Origin of the sequence: Paenibacillus glycanilyticus NBRC 16618 (assembly GCF_004000805.1) — a bacterium.
In the GTDB taxonomy this organism is placed as follows: Bacteria; Bacillota; Bacilli; order Paenibacillales; family Paenibacillaceae; genus Pristimantibacillus; species Pristimantibacillus glycanilyticus.
The window spans coordinates 1-11,329 of sequence record NZ_BILY01000026.1; the positions used below are offsets into that span (position 1 = coordinate 1).

General features: G+C 47.4%; 11 protein-coding genes. 10 read left to right on the forward strand and 1 reads right to left on the reverse strand.

The window, feature by feature from the left end; translation table 11 throughout:
* Positions 1–32: 32 nt before the first annotated feature.
* Positions 33–1,805 (reverse strand): glycerophosphodiester phosphodiesterase, encoded by a 1,773-nt coding sequence (locus PGL01S_RS19600; protein WP_127496271.1) that lies wholly within the window; start codon positions 1,803–1,805, stop codon positions 33–35.
* Positions 1,806–2,051: 246 nt separating this feature from the next.
* Between PGL01S_RS19600 and metG the strand changes: the two genes are divergently transcribed.
* The 10 genes from metG (at position 2,052) to PGL01S_RS19650 (ending at position 11,204) form a co-directional block, all read left to right on the forward strand.
* A complete protein-coding gene (metG, locus tag PGL01S_RS19605) occupies positions 2,052–3,707 on the forward strand; it encodes a methionine--tRNA ligase (protein ID WP_127496272.1) in 1,656 nt (551 codons plus the stop codon).
* A 41-nt stretch (positions 3,708–3,748) separates the two neighbouring features.
* Positions 3,749–4,270: a hypothetical protein gene (locus PGL01S_RS19610; RefSeq protein ID WP_127496273.1), complete on the forward strand. Its 522-nt coding sequence runs from the start codon at positions 3,749–3,751 to the stop codon at positions 4,268–4,270.
* Between the two features lie 153 nt (positions 4,271–4,423).
* Positions 4,424–6,043: a spore germination protein gene (locus PGL01S_RS19615; protein ID WP_127496275.1), complete on the forward strand. Its 1,620-nt coding sequence runs from the start codon at positions 4,424–4,426 to the stop codon at positions 6,041–6,043.
* Positions 6,044–6,056: 13 nt separating this feature from the next.
* Positions 6,057–7,178 carry a GerAB/ArcD/ProY family transporter gene (locus tag PGL01S_RS19620; RefSeq protein ID WP_127496276.1) on the forward strand — a complete coding sequence of 374 codons (1,122 nt, stop codon included), beginning with the start codon at positions 6,057–6,059 and terminating at the stop codon, positions 7,176–7,178.
* Positions 7,144–8,388 (forward strand): Ger(x)C family spore germination protein, encoded by a 1,245-nt coding sequence (locus PGL01S_RS19625; protein WP_127496277.1) that lies wholly within the window; start codon positions 7,144–7,146, stop codon positions 8,386–8,388. The genes PGL01S_RS19620 and PGL01S_RS19625 overlap by 35 nt, the downstream gene beginning before the upstream one ends.
* Before the next feature lie 29 nt (positions 8,389–8,417).
* The gene (locus PGL01S_RS19630) at positions 8,418–8,621 is read left to right on the forward strand and encodes a CLC_0170 family protein (protein WP_127496278.1); all 204 of its coding nucleotides are present in this window, start codon (positions 8,418–8,420) and stop codon (positions 8,619–8,621) included.
* Between the two features lie 123 nt (positions 8,622–8,744).
* Positions 8,745–9,182 carry a DUF6376 family protein gene (locus PGL01S_RS19635; RefSeq protein ID WP_127496279.1) on the forward strand — a complete coding sequence of 146 codons (438 nt, stop codon included), beginning with the start codon at positions 8,745–8,747 and terminating at the stop codon, positions 9,180–9,182.
* Positions 9,183–9,295: 113 nt separating this feature from the next.
* The gene (locus tag PGL01S_RS19640) at positions 9,296–9,775 is read left to right on the forward strand and encodes a carboxymuconolactone decarboxylase family protein (protein WP_127496280.1); all 480 of its coding nucleotides are present in this window, start codon (positions 9,296–9,298) and stop codon (positions 9,773–9,775) included.
* A gap of 196 nt (positions 9,776–9,971) precedes the next feature.
* Positions 9,972–10,658 carry a molybdate ABC transporter permease subunit gene (modB, locus tag PGL01S_RS19645; protein ID WP_127496281.1) on the forward strand — a complete coding sequence of 229 codons (687 nt, stop codon included), beginning with the start codon at positions 9,972–9,974 and terminating at the stop codon, positions 10,656–10,658.
* A gap of 195 nt (positions 10,659–10,853) precedes the next feature.
* Positions 10,854–11,204, forward strand: coding sequence for a cupredoxin domain-containing protein (locus PGL01S_RS19650; protein ID WP_244935673.1), 351 nt, complete (start codon positions 10,854–10,856; stop codon positions 11,202–11,204).
* Positions 11,205–11,329 lie beyond the last annotated feature (125 nt).

An 11,329-nucleotide genomic window follows, 5' to 3' on the forward strand; every position in this document is an offset into this window, starting at 1 on the left:
TATCGCGGCTTTTTCTTGTATTGAAAATCGAGTTATAAATCGAGGCCAATCATGGATTGCGCAAGAGTAGGGGTATCCGTAATCAGACCGTCCACCTGAAATTTAAGCATTTCCTTCAAGTTGTGACGACCGTTTACCGTCCACACCCATACCTCCCGTCCGGAAGCATGCGCTCGGTCGACGAGCTGTTTCGTTACCATTACCTGTTCAACCGTATAGAAGTCAACGTCTAACGAAGAGAGATTGCCAACGGCGAAATACATGATCTGCCCGATGCGGATATCCGGAGACAGCTCGCGGATTTGCCGCAGCATGTTGCTGTCGAATGATTGGATATAGACTTCATTCTCCATCTCGTTGGCATGGATCAAGCGGATCACTTCCCGTACGAGAGGTTCGCTTGCTCCATGGGGCTTCAAATCCAGCAGCAGCTTAATCCTTCCTTTTGCTTCCGTTAATACCTGCTCTAGCGTAACGACGGGAATTGGGACGCCATCCGCATCTTGTCCGATGGATAGCTTGCTTATTTCCTCGTAAGTTAATTCATTAACGGACTTGTTCACACCGGCCATCCGGTTAAGAGTAGCATCGTGATTCAAGACGGCAACGTTGTCTTTGGTTAATTGTATGTCGATTTCAACCGATTGAATCCCCTTGTTGATGGCACTATGAATGCCCGGCAGCGAGTTTTCAGGAGCGTTCTCCGTGTCGCCGCGATGCGCGGAGATAAGGACGCTCCATTTGGCATAGACCAAATGGCTGCTAGCTTTTAGACCAACAAATAAGGCAAGGCTTACATAAACAACGGCTAAAAAGGCGAATAAGGCCCGTTTGTGAGTGAACCGCTTCATCATCCCGGAAACCGCGTCTTCGAATCGTCCGATTGTGCTGCGATACAACTTCAGATTATCTTGCAAATGCTGTCCGTTTTCGCGTTTGAGCACGTAGAATAACCGGGTCAGAACGATAATGTTGAGAGGCATGATTGCCAGCGTCAACATGTACGTAAGAATAGTGGACAGCGTTAACGAATAATGATCGGAGAACGCCTTCAGCACATTGTGATTCAGCCAATGAGGCAATAAGGAGACTGACGAAAGCGTCGCAAAGCCTGTACCGATAACAATCGCATTTATTAAGAATAACGAGGTGAGCACCTTGAAATGCTTGCCCCTTGTCAGATCCAGACTGCTCCGGATTGCGCGGCTGATCGAATGTCCCTCGAGTACGATATAATGCAGCACAAAAATCCATCTAAGCACCAAATAGATGGCAGCAATCAAGATAAGCACGTAGACAATGGACATGACGACGGACAGGTTCATGACGCTGCGTTCGAGTACGATGGGGACATTAAACAACGCATAGAACGATTCCGACATCGGCGAATCGACGAACGGAATCAGCACGAGCAGCAAGACTAGCAGCTGCACGGTACCGAAGCCGAGTAGACTCGGCGTCTGACGAAGCGCGGTAAGAAGGGCGTCCGTAATAGCAATTCGGTTGCCGAAATAACGTTGTTGAACCAGAATAATAAGAACGCACAGCTCGATAAATATCGCATAGGATGCGACTAGGGCAATTGCGGTAAGTCCAACCATGCTCTGCCAGCTTAAGCCGAGCTGAACGACATCGTCGTTCATAAGCGAACCGGATCCTAGAACGGTCAGGATACGGCTGAAGATTAGGGTAATAATGGGAATAATGATAACGCTGGTTACCAGCATAAATAAATATTCAAACAATAAGAGCTGCGGATACGCTGCGCGGAAGTCGCGGATGCTTCTACTGAGCAGCTTGAACATGAGATTCATCCTTTCTTGACAATCAGCATAGCTGCCGGTCTCGGGTAGTTGTATTAACTTACCATATCGTAACTATAGTGACAATACCAGACTAGCTTGCGGGGAATGATTGACAGTGGTAATGATATCCAATATAATTCGAATAACTTGAATATTCAGATAATCGCGCGAGGATAACTCTCGTCCCTTCGGGATGGGAGCTTTTTTGTATTCATTTCTTTATAAATGAATGAAGGAGGAAGCATCATGAACCCTATTTTTATTGGCGGCGCCTGGCCGTATGCGAATGGATCGCTGCATCTGGGTCGGCTCGCAAGCTTGCTGCCGGGAGATGTGCTGGCCCGCTATTACCGGGCGAAAGGCAATCCGGTTCTGTATGTTTCGGGCAGTGACTGCCATGGCACGCCGGTTGCGGTGCAAGCGCTAAAGGAAGGCGTATCGCCGGGGGATATAGCGGATCGGTATCACCGGGAATTTACGGAATGCTTTCGGAAGCTGGGGTTTACGTATGACCTGTATACGAGAACGGACCAGGAGTTTCATCATAAGGTTGTAAAAGAGTTGTTTTTAAGCTTATTGGAGAACGGATACTTGTACAAGAAAACGATTCTACAAACCTATTGCGAGACGGACCGCAGATTTTTGCCCGACCGTTATGTAGAAGGCACTTGCCCGGTTTGCGGAAACCGAGCGCGGGGAGATCAATGCGATTATTGCTCCACTTTATTGGATCCTGCCGACCTGACGGATAAGACCTGTAAGATATGCGGCAATCCCCCGGTAGAACGTCCCACCGAGCATTATTATTTGGAGCTTTCCCGCTTTCAGGATATTCTGACGGAGTATGTAGAGCAGGCTCGCGGCTGGAAAGACAATGCGGTTCGGATAACCGGAAGGTATCTGAAGGAAGGACTGCAAGACCGTGCGGTTACGAGGGATTTAACCTGGGGAGTGGATGTTCCCGTCCAAGGCTTCGAGGATAAAAAAATCTACGTCTGGATAGAAGCCGTCAGCGGCTATCTGTCGGCAAGCAAGCAGTGGGCTGAGCAAACGGGAGGAAGTTGGGAGTTGTTCTGGCAGGAAGGCGAGGAGCCTATCACGGCCTATTACGTGCACGGCAAAGACAATGTACCTTTCCATACGGTCATTTGGCCGGCGTTGCTGATGGGTGCACGCGGTCTGCATCTGCCGGACCGGATTATTTCCTGCGAATATATGACCTTGGAAGGAAAGAAGTTCTCCACGAGCAACAACTGGGCAGTCTGGGTTCCGGACATTCTAAGCCGGTATCAGCCGGATTCCATCCGTTACTTTCTGATTGCCAATGGACCCGAGAACCGGGATACGGACTTCTCTTGGCGGGAATTCATTCATAGCCATAACGGCGAATTGCTTGGCGCATTTGGGAATTTCGTCAATCGTACGTTGTCTTTTATCGAGAAATCGTTTGAAGGCCTTGTTCCGGAGGGTCATCTAAACGATGAATGGAAGCAGACGATCGGCGACTGTTATACTAGAAGCGGAGCTTTAATAGAAGAAGGGCATATGAAAGAAGCCATTGAGCTGATATTCGCTTGCGTACGCCGGGCCAATAAGTATTTCGACGAACAGAAGCCATGGCTTCAAATCAAGGAAGATAAAGCGGCATGCGGGAATACGCTTCATGCATCGGTTCAGATCATTGCCAATCTGGCTCAATTGTTAAACCCTTTTATTCCTTTTGCCTGCGACAAAATAAGAAACTTCCTGACGCTTGATCAACCGGGATGGACGCCGGCTTCCGTTCCCGCAAACCGCAAAATCAAGGATCTGAGTATCTTGTTTGAACGGATTGACGTGAGCCGCATTGAGGAAGAAACAAACTTGTTAACGAAGCAGCAGGAAATGAAAAAGGATCAATAAACCAATACTATGATACAAAATGAAGACTAGGGAGGATGTCGATGGATCGAGGGAACCGAACGGTGCCATTTGGCCACGTTGAAGAGCCGGACACCCGAAAGGGGACGCTGGCGTATTACGACACGTTCCAGGATGTGTCTGAACGGCAGCTGGAACAAGCGGCTGCGTTAGCTAAGGCAAGGTCGTTTGCCAAGCTTGTCCTCTATCCGCTCCATGAAGAAACGGCAAGACGCATGTGGAAACGTCCTATCGAGCCTTATTACAAGCGGGAGGACTTCCTATTCGACTGGAGAAGGGAACACGGGGAAGAAGGTATGATTGCGATTGAGAATTGGGAAGGAAAGCGCAAGAAATATACGCCTATCGAAGCGGCTATCCGTCATCTGATGGAAGCATATCCGCCGCCGCTCTTCCTGTACGTTTCGCCGGAGACGGCCAACGCTTTTGCTTCGTATCATTCCTTCGAGGAATGGATCGGCAAGATTCGCTTGATCATCACGGAACCGCCTCCGGATGCACATCCGAATCTGACCAAGTTTAGACATCGTTGGGATGTAGGCTAGAACAGCATTAATCTCGTAGAAGCAGCTGCCAAGCATTGGCGGCTGCTTTCTTTATGTATGCCGCCTGAACGATAAGGACACGCATAATTTCCATCGCATTGGTAAAACCTGAGAAAGCATAAAGTCAGATTATGGTGAGTAGCAGGTGATGGAATGCCAACAAGAAAAGTCAGAAGATTAAACGCGAAGCTGCTTATGCCAAGCCCAAGCACAACGATGGATAAATACAAGGGACAACAAGTATCCGGAAGCTTAGGCGACACCATTGCTTTTTTAGACGGAATTTTGGGTATAAACGAAGATTTTACGGTCCGTAAATTCAACGTATTTGGCCAGTTTCCCGCTGCCATTATGTTCTTTTCCTGCATGGTCAATCAAGACAGCGTCAATTCGGATATTATGAAAGCGCTGATGTATACGCCGCCGCATCTTATTGGGAGATCCATCGAAACTAATCAGTTATCCGACGTAATCATGAATGACTCTCTCTATCACAGCAAAAGCAGCCTGCAGGGCGAATTAACCGCGCTTGTAGAATGCATTTTGCGGGGGGATACGGTCATTGCCGTTGACGGGATGAAGGAATCCATCATCATTACGACGCGATCCGTTGAAAAACGTTCCATCGAACAGCCTGCAACCGAGCAGGTTATCAGAGGGCCCCGCGAAGGCTTCATAGAGCCGCTTGGCACCAATATCTCCTTAATCCGCTACCGGCTCCAGTCTCCGGATCTCCGCATACAGACCATGGAGATTGGCCGCAGAACCAAATCAAAGGTAGCCGTCTGTTACATGGATGGTATTACCAATCCGGCATTGGTGGAAGAGGTTCATAATCGTCTTTCCAAAATCGATATCGATACGGTGCTGGATTCCGGCTATCTGGAGCAGTTTATCGAAGATAATCATTATTCACCGTTCCCTCAAGTTCAATATACCGAAAGGCCGGATAAAGTGGTTGCAAATTTGGCAGAAGGAAGGGTTTCTATTCTTGTAGACGGTTCGCCATTGGCGTTGGTTGTGCCTACGGTGTTCAACCAGTTTTATCAGACGGTTGAGGATTACACGGAACGATTTCTACTGATGAGCTCGATCCGTTTTGCCAGACTGATCGCCCTTGTTTTTTCGTTGGTTTTTCCGTCCTTGTACGTCTCGATTATTTCTTACAATCCGGAGCTCATTCCGACCGATTTTGCGGTAGCCGTAGCGGGAGGACGAGCAGGCGTACCGTTTCCGGCCGTTATCGAGGTCATCATTATCGAGATTTCCATGGAAGTCCTTAGGGAGGCCACGATCCGATTACCGCAGCAAGTTGGCGGAGCCCTTTCGATTGTCGGCGTATTGGTTGTTGGTCAAGCCGCCGTAGCGGCCGGATTCGCGAGCCCTATTACGGTAGTTATCATTGCTTTAACGACAATAGGATCATTTGCTACACCGGCCTATAACGCAGCCCTTGCGCTGCGGCTGCTTCGTTTTCCGCTCATTATATTAGCCGGGACCTTTGGACTTTACGGGGTAATGATCGGATTGATCTTAATTGCAAACCATCTCTTGTCCCTGAAGTCTTTCGGCGTTCCATACCTCAGCCCGCTTATTCCGGTTGACTTTCAAGGCTTGAAGGATCTATTGATCAGAGGGCCGTTGTGGCTGATGAACAAACGACCTGCTTTTCTGGATCCGGTCGAAGAAACAAGGGTATCGGAGTCAAAGTTTGACGAGCTCAAAAAAACGTCAAAGAACGTGTTGGATCCTTTAAATGATAAGAGTGAGTAGGAGGAATCGTTAGATGGAGACCCGCCAGATTACAGTCATACAGGCAGCCGCAGTTCTAGTCAGCACCATTATTGGCGTAGGCGTGCTCGCGCTGCCGCTATTTGCGGTACGCGCTGCCGACTCTGGAGGGCCTCTTGTCACCTTTATGGCTATGCTGCTTGCTTTTGTCGGGTTAAGTCTAGTGACTTGGCTTGGCATGCGGTTCCCCAATGAGACAATTATTCACTATAGCGAAAGGATTATCGGCAAGTGGCTCGCCTGGATAGGGAGCCTGTTTATCATTATCTTCTTTGCGGTACTAACCTCGTTAACCGCACGGGAATTTGGTGAAGTCGTCGTTACATCGGTTTTAAAATCAACTCCGGTTGAAGTTACGGTTATCGTCATGCTGCTTCTCGCAGCTATATCTACTCGGCACGGAATTACCACCTTCGCCCATATCCATACGTTTTACTTTCCGTTTTTGTTAGTCCCTGCTCTCGTCATTGCCGCTTTGTCCCTAAAAAATGCGGAAGTGATTAATCTGCTGCCAATCTGGGGCAATGAGCCTGGCGGAATGCTAAAGGGGACGCTAACGATTGCCGCCCTTTTCCAGGGGGCGTTCGTATTGACGGCCGTAATCCCGAGTATGAAGCACCCGGGGAAGGCGATGAAGGCTAGCTTTTGGGGCATGCTGGTTGCCGGAGGCCTCTATGTTATTATCGTGGCGGCCACGATAAGCGTGTTTGGTTCGGAGGAGATAAAAAAGCTTCTATGGCCGACTTTGGAGCTTGCCAAGGCAACGTCATTGCCCGCTAACATTTTGGAGCGGATGGATGCCGCTTTTCTCGCCGTATGGGTGACGGCCGTGTTTACAACGCTGTTCTCCAGTTATTTCTTTACGATTTATTCAATGAGTCATCTGTTCCGCTTGAAAGAGCATAAGCTCTTTTCCTATTTCATTTTGCCTTTTGTTTTTGTAATGGCCATGGTGCCTCAGAACATTATTCAAATGTACGAGATTATAGAGAATGTCGGCCGCATTGGATTGATTATTACCATTGCGTATCCGGGTTTATTGCTGATCGTTTCGATTCTTCGCAAGAAGAGGGGGAACCCTGTTGCTGACAACAAGAATGTGGATCAAAATCATTAGAACCCTTTGTGCGATTATGCTTGCTGTGCCGTTTCTTACCGGATGCTGGGACAGGCTGGAAATCGAGGAACGGGCCGTTGTACTTGGGGTATCTATCGATAAGGTAAACATGGAAACGGCGGAAAAAGAAGAAGACGAAATCTCCCATTTACGCGGAACGATTCCGACCCCGGAGAAAGGGATGGTGCGCGTTGCTGTTCAGATTGCGCTACCCGGAAGAATTCCGTTAGGTCCCGGCGAGAGCGGAGGAGGCGGAGGAGGCTCCGTTGGAAAAACGGTATGGGTGATCGACGTTGTTGGACATAGCTTGGACGATGCGATTATGAATTTGCAGCAGCAGGTATCCAGCAAGCTCTTTTTCGGTCATCTTCGCGTTATTGTTATATCCGAAGCCGTGGCAAGAAATGGTCTTGAAAATATAAATGATTATTTTCGCCGCAATTCCGAAGTCCGCCGAATGGCGTGGATGATGGTGGCGAAAGGACAAGCACGAAAGCTTATGCTAGCTGCTCCGCCACTAGAGCGGGTTCCAACCCTTTATTTAATGTCAACGCTGGATGAAGGCATTCGAATGGGGAAATTTCCGAAGGATTATATCGGCATTTTCTGGAGCAACGTTTCCAAGAAGGGACAGGAAGGCTTTTTACCCTATGTCGAGATCAAAAAAGAAGAGAATGTGGAGATTAAAGGTTTAGCTTATTTTGTAGGAGACCAAATGGTCGGGGTTACCAAACCCCTGGAAATTGCGGGTTATCTGGGGATTAAAGGGATAAATCCCGCGGGCTACAGAGTATTTGTTCAACTGAGCAATCCGGAACAGACGATCATGACGACCGCAACACACCGCCGTTCAAAAATAAAGGTGCAAATCAAGGACGGTATTCCCCATTTCACCATTGATATGGGAATTGAGCTTAACGTGGAAGGAAAGCTAAGCGACGAAATTCAGATCAATAATCCGGAAGTTCTGAGAATGATTGAGGAGAAGCAAACCGAAGATGCCGTCAAATCCTATTACAAGCTCATCAAGGATTCGCAAGAGAAAGGTTCGGATTATTTCGGATTCGGCGAAATCGTAAGGGCCAAAAAGCCTCATTATTGGAATAAACGGATCAAGACGGCAGAGGAATGGGGCAAAATGTACCGGAACTGTACTTTTGATATCAAAGTAACGTTGAAGGTGCGCAGGATCGGAATGAAAGGCGTTTAATATCCTGATTGGCGAGGAAGGGATTACGGATGCTTGGCGGTTACACGATAGGCTATCTGTACTACGCAATCACATTGTATATCATAAGCGGGCTGCTTATCATTTACATTGATGCAAGTGATCTGGGTAAGGATAAAAAGAAGAAAAAGGAATGGAAGATTTCGAGGTTCATCGGGTGGTTCAATATCGCGGCAGGCGTCCTTATGTGGGTTTGCGATGTGATTTTGAATTAATTAAAAGCTGCTAACAGCCTCAAGACGCGGGATTCGCGCCTTGAGGCTGTTTCATGAAACCCTCTTCCTCCATATTCGTAAAAAGTAAAAAAATCAAACATGCAGGAAGGAAGAGGCAGCTGAATGAGAACGCTGATGATTCTCTTATTCGTCGTTTCATCCATGACGCTAAGCGCTTGTTCTTTGTTTGAAAGCGCCAACCAAACCGTTCAATACGCGGATTCAGCACAGGAGCATATCAATAGATTAACGGATTTCGCGGAGCAAGCACCGCAAATGATCCAAGACGCGGCGACTAATCCCGAAACGAAGCGGCAGCTGGAGGAACGGCTAGTTGCGTTAAAAGAGGATATTGAGCAGTTTAATTTGATGGACGCCCCCGCCATGGCAAAGGATTTGCATCAACAAATAATCGAGAAAAATCAAGTATTGCTGCAGGAGATCAACGACGCCCTGGTTAATGGCCATCTCGCATTGGACCAGCTTCAAAATTCGCCTATCCTACAAACGATTACGGATATAACGGGCTTGCTTAACCGGATCGAAAATTTAGGTTTGTAACAGCAAAGGCCATCTGATATCACATCACTTAAAACTTTTTCGCTTGAGCTGTCACAAAACAAAACCTCCGATTGTCTTAATAACGTCACAACAAATTTGAGGAGGAACACAAAATGACACAACGCGTAAATTATATGCAGCAGTCGCCGGAGTTTACCAAAAAAATGATGGAGCTCAGCTATGCGGAGAAATCCAGCTCCATTGAAACGAAGATTATCCATCTCGTTCATATCAGAGCTTCCCAAATGAACGGCTGCGGATTCTGCCTGGATATGCATGTGAAAGAAGCTAAGATTCACGGCGAGAGAGAATTGCGTCTCTACCATCTTGCTATCTGGAGAGAATCCACCTTGTTTGACGCTCGGGAAAGAGCTGCGCTTGCTTGGACCGAGGTTTTGACGAAACTGCCGGAGCATGGCGTATCCGACGAGATCTACAACCTTGTTCGCGAACAATTCACGGAGAAGGAAATCTCCGACCTGACTTACTCGATCATGGCAATCAATGCCTGGAACCGTGCAAACGTTGCTTTCAGAACAGAGCCCGGCTCCGCCGATGCTGCGTTTGGCTTGACAAAAGCCGGCTTGAACTAATCGAAGCTTGGCACCAGGTTTAGCGACAGAATTGAATAAATAGAAGGAGATCCGGCATAGCGACGGGTCTCCTTTCTTTTTATTTGCTCCAATATTTCTCGAGTTCTTTGAATGGATGACTCCATCACCTCTGTTTATTGCTATCCCCGGTGGAACCGTTTATATTAGGTAATGTTCTACTTAAATTGATTTCGTTATGATTAGATATAAAAGAAAGTGGAGGAGAAGGTTGATTAGCGCGCATGATTTTTGGCTTCCTATCCGGCTATCCATACAAGTAGCCTTGTTCTCGAGCCTTTTTGTGCTGTTTCTTGGGGTAGCTGCAGCATGGTGGATATCCCGGACAAAGCTAAAAGGCAAGATACTCATCGAAACCGTATTTATGCTGCCGTTGGTCCTTCCGCCAACAGTTGTTGGTTTTTTATTACTTGTGATATTGGGAAGGAGAAGCTGGTTGGGGCGGGCGATCGAATGGCTGTTCTCGGCTCCGGTTATTTTCACGTGGTGGGCAGCGGTTATTGCCGCGGTTGTCGTTTCTTTTCCGCTGGTGTATCAAACCATGAAAGTTGGCTTTCAATCCGTCGATAAAAAATTGGAAGAGGCTGGACGGTCAATCGGGGCGAATGAATGGCAGGTTTTCCGGCACATAACATTGCCGCTGGCATTCCGATCGCTTGTTTCGGCATATATACTTGGTTTTGCACGCGGATTAGGCGAGTTTGGCGCTACGCTGATGATAGCAGGGAACATTCCGGGCAAGACGCAAACGATACCTACCGCCATCTATGTAGCCGTTGATTCCGGCAATACAACGCTGGCATGGGCATGGACAGGCTCCATCATTGTGATCTCGTTTATCTTGCTCTTAATAAGCAGACGATAACGGAAAGCAGCTGCCGATTTTTTTCGGAAGCTGCTTTTTTGTAATGAAATATTCACGATTCCTTCAATGAACAGCCACATGGCCAGCCATATGAAGTCATGTTGAACGTGTATAATCGACCTAAGGAAAGGAGTGCATTCTATGAAAAACAGCATATTAAAATCCCCGACCATGTGGCTCGTTGTAGCGATAATTATGATATGTGCTTTATTTTTCTTCTTCTTCTCCTCATCAAACACGAAAACAAATGCGGAGGCACCCGCCGTTTCTATGCAGGAAGGTTATCAGGTGGTTACGATCCAAGTCAAGAAGGACGGTTTTTACCCTTCAAAAATTGAAGTGAAGGCTGGAGTTCCCGTAAAGCTGAACTTTGTCAAGAATACCTCTTTTACCTGCATAACAAGCGTGGATTCGGATGAGCTCGGATTCGATCTTTATTTGAAAAAAGGGGAGAATTACACGACGCTGGATCATTTATCGCCCGGGTCGTATCCATTTGATTGCGGAATGTACATGTACCACGGAACGATAACGGTCGTTGCCTGATCAACATAAAATAAACCGTTAGCCAAAAAGCTGCAGATTAACGATCTGTAGCTTTTTACTGATTTTAAAGATAGGCAAAATTCATAGATTGGCTTGTTTGGCACCCTATGCCCGGGATACATAAT